The 24398-nt window shown below is 50.7% G+C and carries 15 protein-coding genes and 1 pseudogene; all 16 read right to left on the bottom strand.

Features of this window, described 5'->3' with window-relative positions; translation table 11 throughout:
- Nucleotides 1-173: 173 nt before the first annotated feature.
- The gene (locus MHI37_RS10565) at nt 174-2042 is read right to left on the bottom strand and encodes a sensor histidine kinase (RefSeq protein WP_076334935.1); all 1869 of its coding nucleotides are present in this window, start codon (nt 2040-2042) and stop codon (nt 174-176) included.
- The gene (locus tag MHI37_RS10560) at nt 2042-3067 is read right to left on the bottom strand and encodes a response regulator (protein WP_076334934.1); all 1026 of its coding nucleotides are present in this window, start codon (nt 3065-3067) and stop codon (nt 2042-2044) included. Before MHI37_RS10560 ends, MHI37_RS10565 begins: the two co-directional genes overlap by 1 nt.
- A gap of 150 nt (nt 3068-3217) precedes the next feature.
- Nucleotides 3218-4081, bottom strand: a complete 864-nt coding sequence (locus tag MHI37_RS10555) for a carbohydrate ABC transporter permease (RefSeq protein WP_076334933.1) — start codon at nt 4079-4081, stop codon at nt 3218-3220.
- Between the two features lie 17 nt (nt 4082-4098).
- Nucleotides 4099-4992, bottom strand: a complete 894-nt coding sequence (locus MHI37_RS10550) for an ABC transporter permease subunit (RefSeq protein ID WP_076335028.1) — start codon at nt 4990-4992, stop codon at nt 4099-4101.
- A gap of 179 nt (nt 4993-5171) precedes the next feature.
- Nucleotides 5172-7565 carry a glycoside hydrolase family 95 protein gene (locus MHI37_RS10545; protein WP_076334932.1) on the bottom strand — a complete coding sequence of 798 codons (2394 nt, stop codon included), beginning with the start codon at nt 7563-7565 and terminating at the stop codon, nt 5172-5174.
- A gap of 1768 nt (nt 7566-9333) precedes the next feature.
- A complete protein-coding gene (locus MHI37_RS10540; protein WP_076334931.1) occupies nt 9334-10764 on the bottom strand; it encodes a sulfatase-like hydrolase/transferase in 1431 nt (476 codons plus the stop codon).
- A gap of 3 nt (nt 10765-10767) precedes the next feature.
- Nucleotides 10768-11676, bottom strand: coding sequence for an AraC family transcriptional regulator (locus MHI37_RS10535; RefSeq protein ID WP_076334930.1), 909 nt, complete (start codon nt 11674-11676; stop codon nt 10768-10770).
- Nucleotides 11677-11703: 27 nt separating this feature from the next.
- Nucleotides 11704-13140, bottom strand: a complete 1437-nt coding sequence (locus tag MHI37_RS10530) for a sulfatase (protein WP_076334929.1) — start codon at nt 13138-13140, stop codon at nt 11704-11706.
- Between the two features lie 63 nt (nt 13141-13203).
- A complete protein-coding gene (gene cysC, locus MHI37_RS10525) occupies nt 13204-13791 on the bottom strand; it encodes an adenylyl-sulfate kinase (RefSeq protein WP_306010654.1) in 588 nt (195 codons plus the stop codon).
- Nucleotides 13788-14792: a Gfo/Idh/MocA family oxidoreductase gene (locus MHI37_RS10520; RefSeq protein WP_076334927.1), complete on the bottom strand. Its 1005-nt coding sequence runs from the start codon at nt 14790-14792 to the stop codon at nt 13788-13790. Before MHI37_RS10520 ends, cysC begins: the two co-directional genes overlap by 4 nt.
- On the bottom strand, nt 14789-16183 hold the full coding sequence (locus MHI37_RS10515) for a sulfatase (protein ID WP_076334926.1): 1395 nt from the start codon (nt 16181-16183) through the stop codon (nt 14789-14791). The genes MHI37_RS10520 and MHI37_RS10515 overlap by 4 nt, the downstream gene beginning before the upstream one ends.
- A 34-nt stretch (nt 16184-16217) precedes the next feature.
- On the bottom strand, nt 16218-17021 hold the full coding sequence (locus MHI37_RS10510; RefSeq protein ID WP_076334925.1) for a sugar phosphate isomerase/epimerase: 804 nt from the start codon (nt 17019-17021) through the stop codon (nt 16218-16220).
- A gap of 43 nt (nt 17022-17064) precedes the next feature.
- Entirely contained in the window at nt 17065-18171 is a 1107-nt protein-coding gene (locus MHI37_RS10505) for a Gfo/Idh/MocA family oxidoreductase (RefSeq protein ID WP_076334924.1), read from the bottom strand.
- A 189-nt stretch (nt 18172-18360) separates the two neighbouring features.
- A pseudogene (locus tag MHI37_RS10500) lies at nt 18361-18696 on the bottom strand (ABC transporter permease subunit); the annotation flags it as partial.
- Nucleotides 18697-19932: 1236 nt separating this feature from the next.
- Nucleotides 19933-20916 carry a LacI family DNA-binding transcriptional regulator gene (locus MHI37_RS10495; protein ID WP_076335027.1) on the bottom strand — a complete coding sequence of 328 codons (984 nt, stop codon included), beginning with the start codon at nt 20914-20916 and terminating at the stop codon, nt 19933-19935.
- 78 nt (nt 20917-20994) lie between these two features.
- Entirely contained in the window at nt 20995-24387 is a 3393-nt protein-coding gene (locus tag MHI37_RS10490; protein ID WP_076334923.1) for a cellobiose phosphorylase, read from the bottom strand.
- Between the last annotated feature and the right edge of the window lie 11 nt (nt 24388-24398).

Raw genomic sequence — 24398 nt, 5'->3', positions numbered from 1 at the left:
TGCTGTACCTGTAATCATCATAAGCCTTTGTTTATGCAACTCCCATGGGGCGGATTATTGTCGTTATGTGTTTTTTTGTGATCGGTTGCTTACAAACAAGAAGGCCATCCTAACAGGGTCATAATCTGACCCCTAGGACAGCCTCAATCCTCTCTTCAGAGGAAAGCAGCTCACTAGCTGCTCTCCGGCTCAGGAAAGAATGCGATTTGATCCGAAACCGCTGCTTGTCCATGATGTTCATTATCTTTGGATATCGGCATCCTCATGATCATTCGAGTTCCCCCATCAGGACTACTCTCTACGGTCACGCCGTACTCTTCGCCGAAAACAAGCTGAATCCGTCGATGAACATTGGGAACGCCGATGCCGCCCGGAATTCCCTTGTCCTTCTCCTCGTCAGCCAGTCGGTTCTCGCTAAGCTTGGCTCGAAGCTCCTCAAGCCGCTTGTGAGTTATCCCGCTGCCGTTATCCGTGACACTGAACCAGAAGATTTCTCCATCCTCTCCAGCGTCAATCGTAATCATGTGATGATCTTCAACGCCGTAACGGAAGCCGTGCTGGAATACATTTTCCACCAGCGGCTGAAGGGTTAGGCGGACCATTTTGCGAAGCAGCAGCTCCGGCCGGATACGCACATCGATCTCAAATGATCGGCCGATCCGGTGATTGATAATAACCATATAATACATCACATGCTTAAGCTCATTCGCCACCGTTATTTCTTCCAAATTGGTGTGTACGGAATAATGAAGCATATAGGAAAGAGCGCCGACGATTTCAGATATTTCATCCGAATCTTGTATAACCGCATAACAAACTACCGTCTCTAGCGTATTGTACAGAAAATGCGGGTTGATCTGCAGTTGGAGAGATTGAAATTCTGCCTTCTGCCTTTCGGCTTGAATTTCCTTATTTTTTAATTCTGTCTGATATACGGTCTCCACCAGCTCCGAAAGACGGTTTACCATTAAATTGTAACGTATGATCAGCTCTGTAATTTCATCCTTATGGTTCGGTAGGGGAATAAATTTCCAGTTCCCCTTTTCTGTCTGGCTCATCCCTTTCATTAGTGCACGGATTGGCGTAGTAATGGACTTGCCAAATCGGCTTGCTAAAATAAGAGCAATCATCAAAGTCAGCACCGCCACGATGATAATGGAGTTTCGGATCGTTATAAGCGGCTTTTGCAGTTGATTATATGGCAGGGATACGACCAGATTCCAGCCCGAGTAGTCCGCTTGACGACTAATATAGGCCCGATCAATGTCTTCCGCCGAACTGCGGAACATCGAGGTACCATGCTGGCTGATCTGCTTGCCCAGGCTAGCCGGGACGAAAGAACCGACTTTGTCTTGATCGTTATGGTATTGAATTCTTCCTTCCCCGTCCACAATGAAGAAGTAGCTGTCTGGACCAAGGTCGATCCCTTTCCATAGCGTCGACAGCTCCTCAGCCTTGACTTCAATGCCTACAAAACCTTTCATCTCAGGCGATTGAAGCCCCCGTATGCTCCTAATTAAGGTAAGCATCGGCGTATCCTCCTTGAGAATACTGTAATTCATGATCGTTAGAGCACCGTTCTCATCCGTATGATCCTTAAAATATTGAATCTGTTCTGCGGTGTCCGCAGGCTTGAATGATGGTGCCGAACCGCCATTGTAATAATATAATGCATTTCCAGAATATCCGATAATGTATAAAGCTGCGATTTCGGGATTTCGAATCCAGACCGGTTCGACGATGGCATCCCGGATATCGGTTGTGAAACGATAATTCTCATATTCCTCCCGATCTGCCGGCAGATCAATATATCGTTTGACTCTTAGATCAGACAGCAGTGCCACCGTGGACCGCTGATAGGAAGACAAATAGAGATTTGTATGATGAACCGCATTGTCCACGATCTGAATCATTTGGCTCTCCGTGCTTTTTTGCAGCTGCTTGGCCGAAATACTGTAAAATGCTATTCCGACCGCAGTCAGGGAAAGCAGTGTGACAATTGTAAAGTAGAAGAGCAGCTTTAAGCTAAGCGTCACTCTCATTATTCAATGCCAAATGAAGCGCGATATTCCGAAGGCGATATCCCAACGAAATTTTTAAACGTCTTCGTAAAATGGGGATAATCCTCATAACCTACAAGGATAGCAATATCTGTGATCGTTAAAGTCGGGATGGCAAGCAGCTTGCGAGCCTCCTCCATCCGCTTTTTGATCCGGTAGTGCACGAAGGTTTCCCCGGTCATTTTTTTGAAAAGCGCACTGAAGTAAGTCCTGGCGAGTCCTACCCGTTTGGCGACTTCCTCAAGCGTTATATCCTCGGCGAGATGACAATCAATGTATGCTTTAGCTTCCTCTATCGGATCCTTAAAGTTGCCTTTTCGATTGAGCTGCAGCTCCACCATAATTTTGTGAATGATCACGGCAAAGGCTGCTATTACCTCTTTCTTCGTGTTAGCTGACCGTTTTTCTCCGAGGCCTTGGGACTGCGGTTTCCATCCCCGTCGCTCCAGGCGATCTACAATCATAGTTAGGCAGTCATGCAGCACCGCCTCCGTACGAATGACATTCAAGCCTTCAAATAAACCGGACCGTTCTCCCTCTTCAAGCAAAAGAGTTGTACCCTCCCGCTGCAGGTGCCAGATGCTTTGTTCCAGCTGCTCTGCGAAATCCACGTATTTATGAACAGGGATAATATTTCCGGTCAAACCCGAAATCAATTCCTTCAGCATATTATGCACATCCTGCTGGACGACGGGTTTCAGCAAAAATCGTTTTACACCGTACTCCATTGCCCGTTGTGCGTATTGAAAGTCATTGTAGCCGGAAATGATAGCCACCTGTATATGACCATATTCACGATGAATCCGTTCACATAATTCAAGACCATCCATCCGCTTCATGCGCAAATCAGTCAGCACCAGATGGGGCTCAAGTTTCTGAATCGTTTCAAAGGCCGATTCCCCATCATCAGCTGTATAAATCGCGGAGAACGTTGCTGGGTACCGCTGGACCATTTTGACCAATCCTTTTTGAATAACTGGCTCATCTTCTACAATCAATACCCGCACTTGTATCAATTCCTTTCCTGAACTATGAAGCCCATACCGCTAAGAGGCATGAGCTTCATCATAAATGCGAAGGCAAATGACGACGCAGGATTCTATCTTATCATATCTCAAAAATCGGAAACGCTCTCTTTTCAAACGTTCTTAGAACGCTTAAGACTTTATAGAACCGATAAGCATCCCTTTGATAAAATATTTTTGAAGGAACGGATAAACGATAATGATCGGTATGACAGAGACGATGATAACCGCCATCTGCACACCAGCTGGAGACACCTCATTTACATTTTCCAGCAGGCTGCCGGCTTGGCCCAGGTCGTTGCTCAACACAATTTCCCTGAGTCGTAGCTGCAGCGGATAGAGTGCTCTGTCATTGATATAGTACAATGCCGAGGAGTAGGAATTCCAATGTGACACAGCATAGAACAAGCCCATCGTTGCCATAACCGGTTTGGATAAGGGAAGAATGATGCTCCATATCGTACGCAGCTCGCCTGCTCCATCTATACTCGCGCTGTCGATCAGTTCTGAAGGAAGCGCTGTGAAAAAGGATCGCATAATGAACAAATTATACGCACTAATGGCCGATGGAATAATCAAAACCCATAAGGAATCAATCAATTGCAAATTTTTGATCACCATATAATTCGGAATAAGCGGCGCCTGAAAAATCATGGTAACTAGAATTAAAATAAGAATAACTTTACGAATCGAATATTCTTGTCTGGACAATGGATATGCCAGCGATGCAGTGAAAATCAAATTAATTAAAGTGCCCACGACTGTTATCAATATGCTCACCATAAATGCCCGCCAGATGGAGCCGTCACCAAGTATAACTTGATAGTTCATGACGGTCCAATCGATCGGAAACAGCGTAACCTTGCCTGCGTTAATCGCTTGAGTACTACTGAATGATTTGGCGAGAACATGAAGGATTGGAAAAACCATCATACAACCGACCAGCGTCAGAAAAATATAGTTAATAACGTCGAATATGCGGCCTTTGTTTTTCATTTTCTTTCGTCTCCTTTCTAATATAGTCCTTCTCCTGAAGCTTTCTTGCTAAGCGTGTTCCCAATCATAACGAGCAGCAATCCAACCACTGATTTGAACAGTCCGATCGCCGTTGTATAGCTGTACTGCTGGTCAATTAGACCGACCCGGTAAATATACGTATCAAGAATATCACCATGGCTCTCATTCAGAGAGTTGATGAAAACAAACACCCGTTCAAAGCCGAAATCGAGGAAGTTGCCGATGTGCAGCAAAAACATGATCGTGATAGTCGGCAAAATAGTCGGGATTGTAATAGACAGCGTTTGTTTCCAGCGGTTTGCGCCATCAATTTTGGCCGCTTCATATAGCTCGGGATTCACGCTGGCCAGCGCTGCCAAATAAATAATCGTGCCCCAGCCGCTGTCCTTCCATATTCCCGTTCCAACCAGAATGCTTCGAATATACGACTCTTCACCTAGAAAATAAATCGGATCGAATCCGAATGAATTTAGGATTTGATTAATAATGCCCGTCGTCGGGGACAGAATGCCGATCATAATTCCCCCAATAATAATCCAAGAGAGAAAATGAGGTAAATAAACGACCGTTTGCAAAATCCGCTTATAGACCGCTTTCCTTACCTCATTAAGGAGAAGAGCAAAAATAATAGGTATAGGGAAAGCAAAAACCATATCATATAAGCCAATCAGTACGGTATTTTCGAAAATCCTTAAAAATTCCGGATAGGTAAACATTCGTCGGAACTGGTCGAGCCCGACCCAAGGACTTCCAGAAAACCCTTTGAAAATGTTGTAATTTTGAAAGGCCATCACGGAGCCCGCAAGGGGTAGATATTTGAACACGATAAAGAAAATAATTCCCGGCAGTGAAATGAGATACAGCACCTTATATTTGCGCAGATTATTCATTCGCTTCTTGAACGGCGAGAAGGCCGGTGTGCCTGAGGCAATGGCGGCTGGCGCTTGTTGTGGCAATAGTATCACTCCTTTGTATGAATAGCGTTTGCTCTTACATCGTTAATGTTAATCCTTTGGAAGGAACATCAAAATGGAAATTTGTCGCCTTGTATGTGTTTTATTACGATTGACTACCGCGAGCGAATGTGAAAAGTTTCACCAGGATCAGAAAAAATGGCATACACGAATCCATCCCCGCTTGAAGAAACTTCCGAAATATCGATGTCCCGTTTGCCGCTTACCGATATCGTGAGCGGAACGGCAGACCAAAGAACAAATTCTCCCTGAAACGATGAGTGAATCGTTCCATCGGAGAGCCTTCCATTGCTCCAGGAAATATCGACAGTATATCCACCTCTTGCTCGAAGTCCTCTTACGCTGCCGGAACGCCATTCTTTCGGCAGCGCCGGCAGCAGACGGAGCTCTCCCCTATGGGATTGCAGCAGCATTTCCGCCACCCCTGCGGCTCCGCCGAAATTGCCGTCAATTTGAAAAGGCGGATGACAATCCAATAGATTCGGGTACGTGGATGAGGCAAGCAGCTTAATCAAATGCTCATTAGCGTTCTCTCCCATTCCGAGGCGAGCATAAAAGTTAATGATCCAAGCTCTGCTCCATCCCGTATGTCCACCTCCTCCAGCGAGACGGCGTTCAAGTGTTCTGCGGGCTGCTTCGGCAAGCTCAGGCGTGTGCCGTAGGTCGATCTGTTCTCCTGGATGCAAGGCAAAGAGCTGTGAGATATGCCGATGTCCGGGGTCCTGCTCCTCATAGTCGTGCAGCCACTCCATAATCTGTCCATGCTTGCCCACTGCCGGAAGCGGTATACGATTAAGTGTCTCATGCAATTCGGAGAGAAATGCTTCATCATCCTCTCCAATGAGTGCCGAAGATTCCACACAAGCTGACAGCAGGGCATGCGCGATTTGTGAATCCATCGATGGACCCATGCATAGGCTGCCGCTGACTCCGTCCGTAAGCATAAAACGATTTTCCGGGGACACCGACGGTCCCGTAATCCGCATTCCGCCCTCCTCGACCATATAATCGATGAGAAACAGCGCAGCTTCCTTCATGACTGGATAGGCGCGTTCCTTAAGGAAGACAAGATTTCGCCCAAAGCGGAAGTGCTCCCACAAATGAAGGCATAACCAGGCAGCACCCATGGGCCAGACGGTGCAGGTAGTCAGAATCCCTTCTGGCCTTGTCTCTGCCCATAAATTAGTATTATGATGTGCTGCAATACCGCGACAGCCGTACATCTCCCGCGCGGTTGCCCGACCATTCACACGCATCCGCTCGATTAAATCAAACAGCGGCTCATGACACTCCTGCAAACCGAGCACTTCTGCTGGCCAATAATTCATTTGCACATTAATGTTAATCGTATATTTCGACTCCCAGGGCGGGATAAAGCTGTCGTTCCATATTCCTTGCAAATTGGCTGCTAGAGTACCCGGACGAGAACAGGATATGAGCAAATATCGCCCATACTGAACATACAGCGCGATTAGACCTGGATCACCAAGCTCCTCGGGCAAGTCCATTTCGGTTTGGCTTGCCTGATTTAATGCTTGCTGCAGCCTCAGCAGCCGCTTATCGGTTGGCAGCGCGGCGTACAGATCCCGGTCCTTTGTCAAATGGATGGAAAATCGTTCGAAGCGAGATCGGTATTCCTTCCTATGCCTGTTGAATAAAGCTTCAAACGGCTGAGCCGCTGCCTGATTCAGCTGATCCAGACAGACCTTTTCTGGCTGATCCACGCGGAATGTGCTTTGTCCCGCCAGTAGTATGGTAACGGCGTCTGCACCCTCTATTGAGACAAAGTCCCCAATTACCCTCTGCTGTCCTCCTTGTATAACCGCTCTGAATGCTGCGCAAAACCGGACACCATCCGTTCCGCATTCACCGTTCATCAGAATGGTATTGGAAGGACCCGTTCGACAGCCGGAATCAAACGGACGCCGCATTAAATTAGCGGCTAGTGAAATTTTCCCTGGTGCATCAGCCGTCAAACGTATGACCAGCACCCCATCCGGTTCGCTTACTAAATACTGTCTGTAATAGCGGACACCTTGGGAGAGATACGATACATTAACGACCGCGCGCTCCAAATCAAGCTCACGCTCATAATCAGCGATCGTCTCGCCGGCATCAAGAAATTTCAGTAACAGATCGCCAAGCGGTTGGTACGGCTGTTCATATTTGGGGGAGGAGGTCATTGCCATTCGTGCCAAATGCTCCGCTTCTGCCTGCCTGCCTTCTTTCAGCAGCTGCCGAATCTCAGCCAGGTAGGGCTGAGACGAAGGATTGGCCGCCCGGTCTGGCCCACCGTACCAAATGGAATCTTCATTAAGCTGAATTTTATCCAGACCAATTGCACCAGATACCATAGCCCCGAGCCGCCCATTGCCTATCGGCAGAGCTTCATTCCAATTTGCTGCTGGACTCGTAAACCATAATCGAAGCTGCTCTGCTGCCTTTTCAACTGCTCGCGCTTCTTGCTCCGTTTGTATTTGATCGATCAACTCTTGTTCACCTAGCCTTCCTTGCGTTGTCCCTTCAGAAATGATTGGGTTTTTTCACCTTCATCTCTGTCATTTCGGCGTTATTACAATCTCCATGCTACTCTTGATCATTCGATCACTCCATGGCATAGATTGCTGACGGTTGTGTTTTTTTATGGTGACAAGGTGAAACCTATACTTTCTTATATTTCAAAAAAAAAACCATGATCGTCTTGTCCACTTTTTCAAAAAAGTGACAAAGGCATCATGGCTTTTAATATAAAAAAACCACTTCGGATGAAATGGCTGACGAAGCGTATTCGTCGATAAATTTTAGCGTTAGATTCAGACGCCGTGCTTCTCCGCATTCGCTCCGTCCGCGCCGACTGAAGCCCCTGACCGCTTGCATGCCATGCAAGCGGTCCCCCAGCTGAGCTAAGCCCCCGTGATCATTCTAAAATTCAGCTATTCATTTTTTCTTGGGGCGTGTAACCAACCAGCTCGTACTCGTACTAGCAAACAGATCGCTTCCCTATCAATCCTGTACTCACGCATGATAGCTCGCCGTTTCAACTCATTTCCAGCCGTCTTGTCTCTATTGTTGGCAGCTATGCTGCAAATGCGCAGGAGAGTCTACTTTATTGGCTGTCACGGGCAGAGCTCGTGCTGCCGCTGCCTTTGTTCTAGACATGTTGGTATATCCCCCCCTATACTTCACAAAACGAACACACACATCGTCTTTTTCCTCAACTCTCCCCACACTCGATGCCGCTCCTCAAATCCTCACTTCCCCTACTCCCAGCGCGGAAGCTATCCTGCACTTTTGCAGTAACTTCGTGCTATTGGGACGCTCTTGCTAACCTATCCTGTACTCACGCATTATAGCTCGTCATTTCAGCTCATCTGCAGCCATTTTATCTCCATTGTTGGCAGCTATCCTGCTTACGTGCAGGATAGCTGCCCTAAACCATCAAAAAGAGTAGGCTACCCTGCAAATATGCAGGATAGCCTACTACTACTCATTCTTATGATTGACTGTCACGGCAAAGCTCGTGATGCTGCCGCCTTTGTTCTAGGCATGTTTGTGTAGGCTCCCTATCCTTCTCAAAAACGAACACACGCATCGTCTTTTCCCTCAACTTTCCCCACGCTCCATGCCGCCCCTCAAATCCTCACGTCTCCTACTACCTACTCCTACTCCTAGCGCGGAAGCTATCCTGCACTTTTGCAGTAACTTCGTGATATTGGGACGCTCTAGCTAACCTAATCCCCCCGCGATCTTTTTCAATTCCCCATGACAACTCTCGTAAATCGACTATAAAAAGTTCAAGCATAATGAACAAAACCATCCTTACAGGTGATTGGAAATCGCAGACGCGTCAGCTCACACTTCTAACGGAAACCACAGACGCTAAATCGCCTTTATTTTTCGTTTCAAGATTGTAACGGAAACACAGGCCTCTATTTGTACTCTACATGCCCGATCTCGCTTCATTTCTGCGGAATAGCGTCTCCCACTTCCGTTAAAATGTGAGACTAACCCAAAATGGCAGTTTAGCGTCTCTGGCTTCCGTTAGCTTTCGTTAGCCGCTCTCCGACTGCTTCCGCAGCATCGTTATCAGCATCATCGGAGAATGCATAGTTTCCTAAACAGTGAAAAAAGCAGAATTCCCAATTATGGATTCTGCTTTATTTATTTTATGTTATGAAGGGCAATTGTTCCCAAACACTCCAACAGCTGCTGCTTATCTAAGCTCTGCAACGTAATGCGCAGAAATTTCTGCAGTCTTCATCCTATCCCGCCCAGCTTCGCGCCTTGCAGCAGCTGGCGGCGTGTCCATTCGTTGGCGACGATCGCATCGCCATCAGCGGACAATTGCTCGTACAGCCGTTTCCTGAGCATGGCGAGCAGCTCTGCATGCTCAGCCTGCCCGCTCAAATTCGTCAGTTCGCCAGGATCGCCCGCCAAGTCGTACAGCTCATCGACGTCTGATAAGTTCCAGATGTATTTCCAGTCTGCCGTGCGGATCATTCGAAGCGTGTACAACCCGAACTGTTGGCCGTTATAGGTCGACACGATAGCGTCCCGCCACTCGGCCCGCTCCGCCCCTGCCAGCAGCGGCACAAGTGAGCTGCCCTGCAGATCCCCGGGATCACGCGTTTGCAAATCAAGAAGCTCCAGTAATGTCGGCGGCAAATCTAGAAAATTATAGACGAACTGGTCACAGTGCAAGCCAGCTTCTGCCTCCTGGCTGCCCGGCATCCGAATAATGAGCGGTACCCGCACAACATCGTCGTACATAATGTAGTGCTTATCCATCATCCCATGGGAACCGCACATGTCCCCATGGTCTGCGGTAAAGATCACAATGGTGTCGTCCGCCATGCCTAGCCGCTCCAGCGTCCCCATTACCCGCCCGATAGCATCGTCGAGTTGACTAATGACAGCGTAATAACGAGCAACGATTGGTGCCCAATCCTGCCAAACATAATCGGCGACGCCCCAGCTATGAAGCTGCTGGCGCTGAATGTACGGCTTGCCAGCAAATGTTTCGCGGAATCCTGCCCATTCTGGGATGTCCGCGGCTTCGTACATCTCTGCAAAGGGTAGCGACGGTCGGCAGGGCAAGTGGGGTTCGCTAAAATGCAGCGCCAGATGCCAGGGTCTCCCATCGCCTTGCAGCCGCTCCAGCGTTTCCTCCGCACGGGCGGCGAACCAATGCGTCTGCGCGTCCGCAAGCGGCAGCGGGCTCTTTTCGCCGAAGTAGCCCTTCTCGTAAAAGACGTCCGGGTGCTTCTCCGAAACGAAGTCGTAATATTCGGACTCGCTTATGTACGACTCGTAACCATAAGCCGTAGGGTCATGCACCGGATTAACGCCCCATTTGCCTAAATATGCCGTCGCATAGCCGCTCTCCGCAAGTGCTCTCGTCCACGTATAGGATTCCGGCGGCAATGCCATCACAGGCAGGGCACCACTGTAATTCCAAAGGGCACCGAATGTCTCCGGCCGCCTCCCCCGCAGCAGTGACTGCCTAGCCGGCGCACACACCGGCAGCACGGAGTAGGCGTGTGAGAACGAGACTGCCTGCTCAGCCAGACGATCCAGATGTGGCGTGCGAACCGGATATTTGTTGCTGAAGCCAACGCAATCCTCTCGCAATTGGTCGGCTGTGATCAGCAGTACGTTAGGCCTCCGCTCTTTCACCCTGTCTGTCATGCGCTACCCGCTCCTTTCTTTCCGGCTGATATGTGAGCCGTTTCGGTACTCGCGCGGCGAGCAGCCGGCATAGCGGACGAACAGTCGACTGAAGAATGACGGGTCATCGTAGCCGACTATAGTCGCGATACAGATGACCTTCTCATCGGATTCGAGCAGTATTCGTTTCGCCCGTTCGATGCGAATTTCGTGCAGCAGATCGAATACACTCTTGCCGAACTCCTCGCGTATCAGTCGATTCAGCTGCCGGGTGCTGACATTGAACAAGCCGGATAGCGCCTGAAGCGTAATTTTTTTGTCAAAATGGCGTTCAAGATAGCCGGAAATCCGTCTAGCCATCATCACTCGTTCCGATTGGCGCGAGGATCTTTGGACACGATGGCTTTGCATATAGGCGTAATAGCGGGACAGCAGCACAAGCAGCTCCACCATCTGCAGGCGGATCAACGTTTTGTGCCCGGAGCTGCGGCTGCTGAGCTCGCGGATCATGTTATCCAGCAGCGCCAGCACGGACGATGCCTCCTGGCCGTTCAGATTCAGGTAATGGTTGAAGCGGACATCCTGCTTGAGGAAGGGATGCACGTAGAAGTAGTCCATGGATGCCGTTATTTCAAGCTCCTGAAGCAACGCATCGGGAATAAAGGAAGGCATAAACAAGCAATTGACGATTTCCATTTGCCCGCCAGACTCTACGGAATAAGCGTGCGTCTCGCCGGGATTGATAATAAACACGTCGCCCGCATGAATGTTGTAATGGTTGCCTTCGAAGATATGGACGCCCTGTCCTTGCACCACATAGACGAGCTCAATGAACTCGTGCCCGTGTTCGGCAATCGTAGTTTGTACCGTCCGAGTGATCCAGAACGGAAATTCATCCTTCATGTAAGCATTGCTTCCCACTATTCGTTCCATCCTTCATCCCCCCGCGTCGTAATCGGATCAAGATCCGCTGATCGGTTCATTCAGCCCGTGTGTCGCCTGATCGAATCGCTCACGGCGCGGATCCTGAAACCAATCGTCCCATGTCATCCCTGATTCCGCCAGAATTTGCTCTATGCGCCTTCGGAACGGAAGTCCCGCTTCGCGGAGCTGCCGGTCCTTCGGGTCCTCGCGACCGCTCAGCTTCGCTTCTACCCAATCTTCCAGCTGCCGTTCCAGCTGGTGAGCCAGCTCCGGCTCCAGCTCTGCGAGATTCACCAGCTCTTCCGGATCGACATCTAGATCATACAGCTCTCTTGGCGGTCTAGTAAACGGTCCCGCGTCGTATGTGCGGATAAACTTGTAGCGGTTCGTCCGTACGCCGCGCGCCGCCTGCCAGGCACATTCACTCAGATAAACGGCGTCGTGCGTACCTTCCGTCTCGCTGCGAATAGAGGGCCATAAGCTTCGTCCGTCCATAGCCGGCGGGTCTGCAACCTTCACAAGGTCGATGCCGTCTGGCTTTTCGCTGCGTATCGCTTCCATCACTGTAGGCATAATGTCTACCTGCTGCACGAGGCCCGATACTCTGCGTCCCTCTGGAATACGGCCAGGCCACCGCATAATAATCGGTACATGGACGGTCGGCTCGTACAAGCCGCAATGATCCCAATAGATATCGTGCTCCGTCAGACTCTCGCCATGATCGCCGAACAGAATGAGCAGCGTATCCTCTTTGATACCCAAATTCTCCAAATGAGCGTCGAGTTCCTTAAGATGATCATCAAGATAGCGGATTTCTGCGTCGTATAGCGCGTCATAGTAGGCGCTGTCGGTCACAGGACCGACAAGATCGTAATGGTGGTGCTTGAAGAAAGGGTAAGCGGGATGATTGTAAGCCTGCTCCATGCTTCGGTTGTCAGGATCATACGGGTCCCGCCCTGCTTCATAAAAGTCCGGAATATAGGATTCCGGCGGCAAATAAGGCGTATGAGCGTCCCAATAATGCAGGAACAAAAAGAATGATTCGTCCTTGTGCTCCGTCAGCCATGGAAATGCCAGATCGTTGACAGTCTGGCCGTCGATCCAGCGCTTGCCGCCAACGCTATTCGTATAGTAGCGGTAGCCGCGCGCAAACCATTCCTTAAGCTGATATAGATTGTCTACCGCAGACGTCGTGAAACCGGCGCCGCGCAGCAGGTTCGGAAGCCACGGAGTCGATTTAGGCAGATGCGTAAGCTCGGAGCCATGGGAGACAATCCCTGTCGTAAGTCCGACTTTGCCTGTAAAAATGCCGGTATGCGCCACTTCGGTCGGAATGTCGGCGGCATAAGCGCGCTCGAACAGCACGCCTTCCCCCGCAATTCGGTCCAAATATGGGCTGGTCGGTTTCGGATAGCCGTACCCGCTGAGCCTTGAGGCGCGAAGCGTATCCAGCGATATCAGTATGATCTTCATAGTATGCCGTCTCCTTCGGGATATTCGGTGATCCGGTGATCCCGTAATCAATCGCCTCTCGGGTTATGCTCTCTGCGCTGCTTGCAAAAAGCGCAAATTAGTATGCAGCCAGCCAATCACAGCCTTGCTGTTATCCTGCAGCGAGGCTGCAGCAGTATCGATCACAAAATCAGGGGACTGCGGCACTTCGAACGGATCAGAAACACCGGTAAATTGGCGCAAGTCGCCGTTTCTCGCCTTTGCATATAAACCCTTCACGTCACGACGCTCGCACTCGCCAAGCGGACACTGCACGTAAATTTCCACGAATCCAGGCAGCTGCGAGCGGGCGTAGTCCCTCATCTCTTGATAGGGTGTAATGGCGGAGACGAGCACATCCACGCTATTTCGAGAAAGAAGCTTAGCCACATAGACGATCCGTCTAATATTCTCAATCCGATCCTCGCGGGAGAAGCCAAGCCCTTTGCAGATCGTCTCTCTTAGCTCGTCACCGTCAAGCAGCTCTACATGCCGTCCTTGCTGCAGCAGCTCCGCCGCTATATGCCGAGCCGTCGTCGTTTTGCCCGCTCCCGACAATCCCATGAACCATATAACCGAGCCATGTTGTCTGTCCATGCTGATCGTCTCCTCTCGCCAAGTTCTTTCGCTTATCCTCTCACGGGTACGTCAACAGGCATACCGCCGGACTGATGCGATTGGATCGCGGCTTCGATCACTTCCTGTGCGGCAAGCGCATCCGCTCCGGACGCCTCGATCGCATCCGGCGCATCGCCTGCCTTAATCTGTTCGATGAATCGGTTGATCCGATGTGTAAACGTATCATTGAAGCCCTGCATCCCGCCAAAAAGCGAATTGCGGACCACGGTCAACTCGTCGGATTGATGCGGATAATACGTCATGCTTTCGTATACGTTGTCGATAACGAATCGGCCTGCATTACCTGCCACCTCGCAATATTCAATCGGATGGCGCATCGACATATCGTAGCTGCCGGTCAAGTGGCCGACCGCGCCTGATGCAAACTCCAGATTGACAGATGCGGTGGACCAGCTCTGTCTCCCCGGCGCCTTGGTCATAAACGCCTGCACCCGCTTTATATCACCGGCAAAATAGCGCATGACATCGATGGAATGGGGATGCAGAGCACGCATATGCAGCCACTCCGTATCCTCCTGCGGATTCTGAATGGTCAGCCGCATATTGAGAAACAGAAGGGAGCCTAGCTTGCCCGCGTCCATTAATTCTTTCGCTTTGTAAGCAGCCGGCGTAAAGCGGTGATTTAAATTACAAGCAAGCCGGACGCCCCTCTCCCTGGCGGCTGCGACAAGTGTCCTCGCTTCCTCGATCCGGTTGGAGATCGGCTTCTCCACATGGACGTCCTTGCCCGCTTCGATTGCGATCATCGCCGGCTCGAAATGGTGGCTGCCCTTCTCCACACCCGCGGTTGCCACCGCAACTACATCGATCTGCTCTTTAGCTAACAGCTCTCTGAGATCGGTATAGGCGGAGACGCCATGTTCAATTCCTGCCGCCTCCGCGCGTTCCGGCATCAGATCGCAGACAGCCGCAAGCTCCGTGTCCGGATGCTGCCGGTAGGCGCGGCAATGGATTTTTCCGATATTGTTGACCCCGACCACCGCAACCCGAATCATTTGGATGCCGCCTCCTCCTTGGTTTGGAGGGAGCGTGCGCCGATCACGTTGCCGATATGCAGCGATTCGTACGCTTGCTTCGACGAGGTGAACGCCTCGCCCTTGCCGTGCCAGTTCAAGTTCGTATAGATCGGATTCGTACGGCCCGTCTGCTCTTCGCGCCTTGCGATATGGTCTTCCATCCGCTTCGTCAGCAGTGCCACGACCTCCGGCTCCTGGTCCGCCACATTAATGTTCTCCTCCGGATCACGGATCAGATTGTAAAGCTCTACCTCCGGCTTGAAATGGAAATCCGGCTCAAGGGCGCGAATCAGCTTCCATTCTGATGTCCGCCAGCCGTGCTTTCGCATCCATGTGCATTCCGTCAGATACAGCTCGCTAATCTGCTCCTTTTCCTCGCTCTTAGCCTGCTCCGTGAGGCTGCGGCCGTCGAAGGAAATACCGCTGTCGATGCCAATCAAGTCCAGCAGAGTCGGCATAATATCCGAGATCACCGAGACAGCCTTTATCCGTTCTCCCGCAGGCAAACGGCCGGGAAACTTGATGATGAGCGGCACGACAAGCGTACAGTCATACAGGCCGTGATGGTCAAAATAACAGTCGTGCTCATACAGCGTCTCGCCGTGATCCGACGTGATCACGACCAGTGTTTCTTCCTCCAAGCCGAGCGTAGTCAGCTTCTCGAAGATGCTTTGGATACAAGCGTCCATATAAGCGATTGCGCCGTCATATTGCGCGCTGACGTATGCTTCGTCGGTAACGCCTTCCGGAATCCATGACTTCAGAAAGTCCGCGAACGGCTTGAAATTATAAACCGGCTCCATTGAATCGTTAGCCGGGTCCTTCTCGTTCTTGCCATAGAACATCCGCTCGAACGGCGCAGGCGGCAAATACGGCGAATGCGGATCCATATGCCGCATGAACAGCAGGAACGGCTTATCTTCCGCCGCCAGCCGCTCCAGCTCTGGAATGGCGACGTCATTCAGGTTTTGCGCCTTGGGCGTGCGTCCCGACTCATCGGGGACCCAAGATTCATAATCGAGATACGTATGGAAACCGCGCGATGACGGATTGCCCGTGAAGCCGATGCACGTTGTATTATAGCCGTTCTCAGCGAGAACCTCTGGCAGTGTCCTGACGTGACCGCCGAGCGGTCCTTCGTGGCGCAGCGCCACAACGTTGGTGCCGAACACATCCATGCCTGTCAGCATCGATGCGTAAGCCGGCGTTGTCGGAATGCCCGGACTGAAATGCTTCTCGTACAGAACGCCCTGAGCTGCAATTTTATCAAGATGCGGCGTAGTTAGCCTCGAATAACCGTACGCACTCATATGATCCCGGCGAAGGCTATCGATGCCGAACAGTAGAATATTAGGTTTCTTACTGGCCATATTAAATTCCTCCTTTTGGATGAAAATAATGCTATTATCGCGCGTTCAGCTGCTTAAGGACGGCATTCAGGTAACCGTACGACTCAGCGGCTACGATGGATACTTGCGCAAGCGTGTGCTCCGGTGCTGAGCCGATGACCTCAACGACGACCGGTCCTTCGTAGCCTCCGTCCACCATGGCCTTGCAGTAGCCGTACAGATCGATGTCGCCGCGTCCGCACGCCTGCAGGGCGATCGGCCCCGGCCCCTGCTCTCGTCCCTTGCAGTCGCGGATATGAACATGCTTCACGCGGCTGAGTACGGCAGGCAGCGCCTTCTCGGCATTTTCACCGGCACGGTGGATATGGCTAGGGTCCATGTCGATGCCGAATGCCGATGAGGCGATGGCCTCCATCGCTCGCAGCGTCGTCGGCGTATTGTGAATGGCGTTGCCGACATGTGCTTTCACGCAGAGCGTAATGCCAAACGACGCGGCCCTCTCCGCCATCCGCGCAAGCATCTCAATCGACGCCTGCAGATCTTCTTCGACTCCCAGCTTCCCGCCAGGGCCAACGTTGACAATGGGAATACCGATCTCAGCAGCAGCTTCGAAGGCCGGAAGCAGCCGTTCCTCTTTGAGCGACGCAACCTCAGTGGAGAGAAACGTCAGTCCGTTCTCCTGCACAATCGCCTGCAGTCCGCTCTTCTGCTGCTTCCAGCGGCTGAGGTCCAGATGCTCGCACATTCCTTGAATTGCTGCGATCTCTACGCCATCGTAGCCGCAAGCTGCAATATGCTTCGCCGCTGTGGCAAAATCAAACTCTTTGAACAGCACGGAATTGACACCTAATTTAATCATATATGAAGTCCCCCTAAATGATTGATTAGTAAAGCCACTGTGATTATTTCAGATAAAACGGATCACCGTGCAGCGGAGGAAGCGGCTGCGGCCGCACAACCTCGCCACCCCGTTCGTACGATTCCTGCACCGCGTGCACATACTCCAGCACAGCAAGCGCATCTCGTCCGCTGGCGCGCAGTGCATCGGGAGAAACCTTGCCATTAACATCCTCTAGAAACGCATGCAGCCGGTTGTTGAACGTCCGGTTGAAATCGTTCGTACCGAAATCAGTCACCTCAGGCTCAGGCTGAACGCTGATAGCCGGAATGCCTTTATTCGCTTTCCAGAACGACACCTTCTCAACGCAGTTCTCAATGGTGAATGTCCCCTTCGAGCCCGCTACCTCCAGACTCCACCAGCCGCCTAGACCGTAGACCGCATCGCCGCGCTGACTGAGCAAATAGCCGACGCCGCCGTTGGCAAACTTCATATGGATGCTGTTGATGGACACCATAACGTCGCCTGCGCTGCGCCGGAAGCCGGGACGATCGGAAAACGTCTGGATATGCGTGATATCGCCGCAGAAATGGCGCATCACACTGAATGGGTGGGTTAGAAACGCCCGCATATGAAAATAGGGATGGCCTTTGATTTTGTCCGAGCCGGCAAGGGCATAGTTGAGCTCACCGCCGTTGAATCCCATTTTGGCCAAACAATAGACCAGTTCACCCACCTCGCCGCTATCCATATATTGCTTCGCCTTCTCCGCCGGCGGCGTGAAGTAATGGTTCAGGTTGCAGCCCAGATACACCTTCTGCTTCTCAGCAAAAGCGACCATTTGACGGCCTTCGCGCACATCGTTGCACAGAGGCTTCTCCACCAGCACATGCTTTCCGTAAGACATCGCCTCCATCGCCGGTTCAAAATGCCAGCTGCCGTTGTCAATGCCGCCTGTCGTCACATCGACGACCTGAAGGTCAGGCTCATTCTCGATCATGTCCTTAAGCGTATAGTACGCCTTTACGCCATGCTTCTCCGCAGCCGCGTCGGCGCGCTCCTTGATGACGTCGCATACCGCAACGACATCAGCCAATTCATCCTCCTTATAGCAGTTCGCATGGTTGTTTCCGATGCCGTTCATGCCTACGATTCCGATTTTGACCGCCATGTTCAACTTCCTTTCATCCTCGGTTTGGGATAATGATGTTGCTAGTTAAGAGCAATAGCCAAATCAACAAGTCATCCTAGTTGTAAACGCTTTATGTTTCCATCATACTGTCTTTTTCCGCCTTATTCATGGCGGTTCGGGACAAAAACCTTTCCGATCGAGACAGCTTTCACAAAAGGAATGGCTCAATTACCCTTTAATGGCGCCTGCCGTCATGCCGGCTACAATTCGTCTATTAAAGAAGATGAACAGAATGAGCATCGGGATCGAGATTAGAACGATATCGGCGAACAGCAAATTCCACGATGTCGTGAACCGGCTCATGAAGTTATACAGCGTTAACTGCACCGTCGCGTTATTCGAGCCTGGGAAGAAGTAAAGCGGATTGACGAAGTCATTGAATACATTTATCGATTCAAGCACAACGATAGTGGAAGTGACGGGCTTTAACAGAGGAAATATAATGCTGATGAACAACCGCCCTCCGCCAGCGCCGTCAATCATCGCGCTTTCATCGATTTCGCGCTGACTGCCCCCCCTGACCTCTTGCATGCCATGCAAGCGTTCCTCCCAGCTGAGCTAAGCCCCCGTGATAATTCTAAAATTCAGCTATTCATTTTTTCTTGGTGTGTGTAACCAACCAACTCATACTCGTACGAGCAAACCAACCCTGCACTCACGTAACATACACATCGTCTTTTCCCTCAACTTTCCCCACGCTCGATGCCGCTCATCCAATCCTCACGTCTCCTACTCCCCGTGCTGAGGCTATCCTGCACTTTTGCAGTAACTTCATGCTATTAAGACGCTCTAGCTAACCTATCCTGCACTCACGCACTATAGATCGTCATTTCAGCTCATTTCCAGCCATCTGATCTCCATTGTGGGCAGCTATCCTGCTTACGTACAGGATAGCTGCCCTAAACCATTAAAAAGAGTAGGCTACCCTGTAAATGTGCAGGATAGCCTACTACTACTACTCTGTCTGATTATTCGCTGTCACGGCAAAGCTTGTGATGCTGCCGCCTTTGTTCTAGGCATGTTTGTGTAGGCTCCATATCCTTCACACAAACGAGCACACGCATCATCTTTTCCCTCAACTTTCCCCATGCTCCATGCCGCTTCTCAAATCCTCACGTCTCCTACTCCCCGTGCTGAGGCTATCCTGTGCTTTTGCAGTAACTTCATGCTATTGGAACGCTCTCCCAGCTGAGCTAAGTCCCTATGATCATTTTCATGCCATTCTTTAGGGTAGGGTAACCAACCATACGCGCACTCCCACCGCTCGGTATTACACTGCCCAAAACCGGCTGGTTTAGAACTTTTCTTATTCCCCAGGACAACTCTCGCAAATCGACTATAAAAAGTTCAAGCATCATGAACAATAGCATCCTGCGGGTGATTGGAAATCGCAGACGCATCAGCTCACACTTCTAACGGAAACCACAGACGCTAAATCGCCTTTATGTTTCGTTTCAAGATTCTAACGGAAATACGCGCCTCTATTTGTACCCTGCATGCCCGATTTCGCTTCATTTCTGCGGAATAGCGTCTCCCACTTCCGTTAAAATATGACGCTAACCAAAAATAGAGCTTTAGCATCTCTGGCTTCCGTTAGCTTTCGTTATCTGCTCCCCCGCTGCTCTCCGGCTGCTACCGCAGTATCGTTATCAGCATCATCCGAGAATGCATAATTTCCTAAACAACAAAAAAATCCCCTATCCATTGGATAGAGAATCGTTTATTTTCTGCCATTTTGTTTTATTTCGCCGTGTTGACTGAATTACCTTTGATTAGCGTAACATATATCCGTTCATTTTCCACTGAATCGCCGCTTATCAGCTTGATCAGCTGCTCGGCTGCAAGCGCGCCCCATTTGCGTTTCGAATAATCAATCGTAGATAGGCGCGGCTGCGTATACGAAGCCAGCTCCATATTATCGAACCCAACGATATGAATTTGTTCTCCGATCCGAATGTTCGGATGTTTCCCCGCCAAATAATTAAACATGCCGATCGCCATCTCATCATTGAAGCAAAACACAGACGCAGAGACCAAATCTCCGCTGTTTTCCGCCATTATTCTTGCAGCTGCCCGCTCCCCCGCCGACTTATTGAAGTCGCCTTCTATTACGATCAGCTTAACGCCAGTTGTCCGTTCTACCGCTTGCTTGACTGCCTGCAGCCGCTGCTTCGAATCATACGAGCCGCTAGGTCCCGTTACGACGTAAAGCGTTCCGTTACCTTGCTCGATCAGATATTCCGCCGCCAGCATAGCTCCCGCCTTGTTGTCGAGCAGCACCTGATTAATATTCGGATGCAAAAGCTCCCGATCCAGCACAACAAGCTTATGCCCGCGCTCTGCATAGCTCAGCAGCTCTTCGTTGCCGAATGTCTCGTCCAATATAATGGCTCCGTCAATCATCCGCTCAGGCAGCATTCGATGGGACTGCTTGCCGCTGCACACAATTAGGTCATAGCCCTTTTGCGTCAAAATCTCCTTCGTTCCTTGTAGGAGATCGCCATAAAACGCGCCGCTGAAGTCCGTAAGAAAGACACCGATAATTTTCGTTTCCCTCGTCTTGAGCGATCTTGCAGCAGCGTTCGGGACATAATTCAATTCCTTGGCGATAGCACATATTCTTGCTGTCGTCTCATCTGTCACCTTAGGGCTGCCGTTAAGCGCGTAAGATACCGTCGAGATCGAGACCCCCGCTTGTTTAGCGATATCCTTAATACTAACCACAGCACTCGCTCCCATCAATCATTTTCCGTTCATTATAGCACAAGAACTGGCGGTACTTGGATACCGCCAGTTTGCTTGTTACATAAAAATTTCTATCTGGTTGGATGCCGCATTCAGGTTCGCTTTAAATTGCTCGCCAGGCAATTGCATACCGCCTGTACGATAGCGGTTAGCAGACGGCATTAACGGCATTTCTTTGCCGTTAATCGTTACTTTTGTTATCTGCTTTGCATCGCTGATGCGATAGACAAAGGTAATCGGCAATCCGTTCCACATGAATTCGAATTGCATGCCGTCAAGCTTGGCAGGCAGAATCGGATCGATGACCATCTCGCCGTCTGATTGGCGAATGCCGAGTGCATTCGAAATCAATTGGTTCATATAAATGCCTGGGCCGCTTGAATAAATTCGCCAGCCGCCCTTAACCGGCACCGTGCCTTCTCGAAGCTCGCCGAAACGCTCCTGTGCTTCATAACGGTTATTGAACTTGCCGTCTGAGCTGCTGAAATACGAGTTGCTTTGGCGCAGCTCTGCATTTGGCACGACATCGCGCAGTCCGACTGGATTAATCATTAGCAGGCTTTGCCACACTTCATCGGTCTTGCCCAGCTTCGCCATTGCCTCTGCATAGCGAATATGAGCATGGACGTATTGCAAGCCAACCTCACGGCCGAAGTTCGCTGCCTGCTCCGCCCGCTTGAAGTTTGTGCTTACGCCGCCTGCATACTGCGCAGGGCGATCCATGAGCCGCACGCCATCCGGGCAATACAGCTGCTCTTTAATAATGCGGTAATGCTCCGCTGCTTGCTCCTCCGTCAGCAGCTCGCTGATCATGCTGCGCGTCATTGGGAGCAGTCGATAGTGAATGCCAGTAGTCGTATCCGTAGGGTGAAGCATCAGCTTCGCATCGCCCGGCTCCTCCATATAGATAAAGCCCGGAATAACTTCCTGCTGAAGCATATATCGGTTGAAATCTTCTTTGATTGCGGATGCAAGTTCCGTAAGCTCAGCTGCCTGCACCGCATCTACGGACTCCAGCACTCGTCCAAACTGTGCAATCACCTGATACGTCAGCGCTACGGTCCAGCTGCTGATCATATATTGCTTCAACTGTGCATTTGCCGGTTGAAGTGTATCATCCCAATCACCGTCGCCATACGAAGACAAATGCGTATCATGCAGGAAGTGATCCTTCATATAAGCAATTTCCTTCAACGCATGCTCAAGCAGCGTTACCGATTCCGTCGTAAATTCACCCTTGTGGCGTACCGTATATGGAACGCGTTCCTGCAGAATGCTGTAATCCTTCGTCGCAGCGAGGTAATCGCCCAGCACCTTCAGCGGCCATACAATAATATCGCCATGGCTCTCCTCCTGCTGAATGCGGAAGTACCGGTCGAACATGAACCATTGGGGCCAATTGCCGTCATCCTCGTATTGATGCGAATAAACCGTTTTAAGAATCTCCGCGACCTGCTCGTATTTGCGCATCGCCATGAAATATTCCGTCGGCCCTTGGCAGACGTCGCGCGTTCCCCATGCTGCGCCGCCGTATTGCTCCAATCCATGCGGAACAGAATAATGGACGAGCATATTGTGCGTGTACCACCATGCCAATGCGTTTACTTTGTCCAGCTCTGCCGCAGCTTCCACAGTCCCTTCCCCGGATAAGCGGAAGCCGTTCATCACATTCCGGAAAAATTCACGGTAGCGCTCGATTTCCAGCTCCGATTTCCGTTCTGTAAACGGCAGATCCTCGCCATGCAACAGTCCTTGCATGGTAATCGTCCATTCTGCGCTCGCGCCAAGCAAAAGAACTACTAACGATGCTGCCCCGGGCTTAACACCGCTGATAAGCAAGCCTTCATCGCCTGCCATCATATCCGCTCCATCAACGCTCATCCGATATTGCAGATCAGGGAAAACGGAGGTGCTAAACGATTCATGGTCCGCTTTAAACGTAAGCACGCTATCCGTTTGCTCCATACGGAATGGAAGCTCAAACTCATTGTTGTTCATCGACACTTGGTTCGTAACGAGGAAGCGATAAGCTTTTCCGTTCACCGACCGCAAGTGGAGACGCACTTCAGGCGTATCAACTGTCGTGAAATTCGTAATCATCAGCGTATCGTCTGCCATTTTGTAATACCAACGGGCATAGTTGAACCCGATCTCGAACATCGAAGGCATCGTGAGTAGGCGGTACGTCCCTTCAAGCTCCACATAGATGCGCTGACCTGATGTCTTGAGCGTATTCAGAGCGCTGCGGGCATTTGTAAGCATCTTATGGAAGTTTGTATTGCCAGCCAGCAGCTGTGAATTGAAAATGCCGTACATATATGAAGTAGTTGTCATTACGTTCTCAGTCATCTTGTCGTTGCCGCCGGACATTAGAATATGACCATGCGGACGCTCAACAAGCAACTCCTTCTCCTTCAGCACAACATGCTCATGGCTGTCAGTGAAGAAAGAAAGCAGCTTGCCGTCCTGCCATTCCTCTTGGTGGCGGAAAGGAAAATAGGCGTCAATCTCCGCCGTTGTAATCGATGCCGTACGTAACGGTGAACCGATGGCTGCTGCGAACTCAACTTTAGCTTCAGGCTCAGAAGCAGCTGCAAGATCAGCCTCTTTGGTGCGTTCAGTCTCTTCCCAAGCACTCCGAACTTCCGAGCCAAACGCCCGCGAATCGACAGCAGCAGGGTGATTTACCTTGAACAATCCGTAAAATACGAAGCGCGCTTCCCCCTTAAGCTGGGTAAGTTCCGATTGCAGCGCTGCATATCCAAATTCGTATTGGTATACTTCATTTGCCAGCTGAGGCTTGCCAAGCGCTTCAGGCACATCCGTTTCCTTATAGCTGAGGCCGAAAAATTGGAAGCCGTCCGTCGAATAGCCAGCCGCCCCTGTAAGCGAGCCATGCTGCATATAAGGGAAGGCGCCGCCTTGCATCGGCTGATTCTGACGGAAGCACAGCACATAGCCTTGTTCCTCGTCTTTAAACGCCTTATGATCGATATACTGCGACATATAAGCCTCGTTAGTCCGCACCGCGCCGATATCGGCGAGTCCGATGTCCTGACCATAAATGATATCGATCTTCGCTTCGCTTCCTTGCGAATCAACCGTTACATCCCAGAACCAAATGCCATGTCTTGTCGCGGTGAAAATAATCCGGTAGGAGATGGCGCCAAATGCGGTCCCCTCCCATAGCAGGCGTCCGCCTGCAGCCGACATCCGGCTCGTTGAACGAATGCCCAGCAGCGGCTCGTAAGCAATGCCTTCTGCGCTATGCATGCGCAAATAAATATTATTAAGCGAACCGTCAACAGAACTCGACACCACTTGATTCAGCATCGTTCCTTGATAAACGGCTCTCGAAAGATCCCCGCTGTTTAGAAAATCAAACGACAGGTGTCCTGCTTTTATCTGTACCAAATCCATCGCCTTCAGCGTATCGATTACAGCTTCCATGCTTCCCACTG

The organism is Paenibacillus sp. FSL H8-0548, assembly GCF_038630985.1.
GTDB lineage: Bacteria > Bacillota > Bacilli > Paenibacillales > Paenibacillaceae > Pristimantibacillus.
This window is presented reverse-complemented; position numbering and strand designations above follow the sequence as displayed.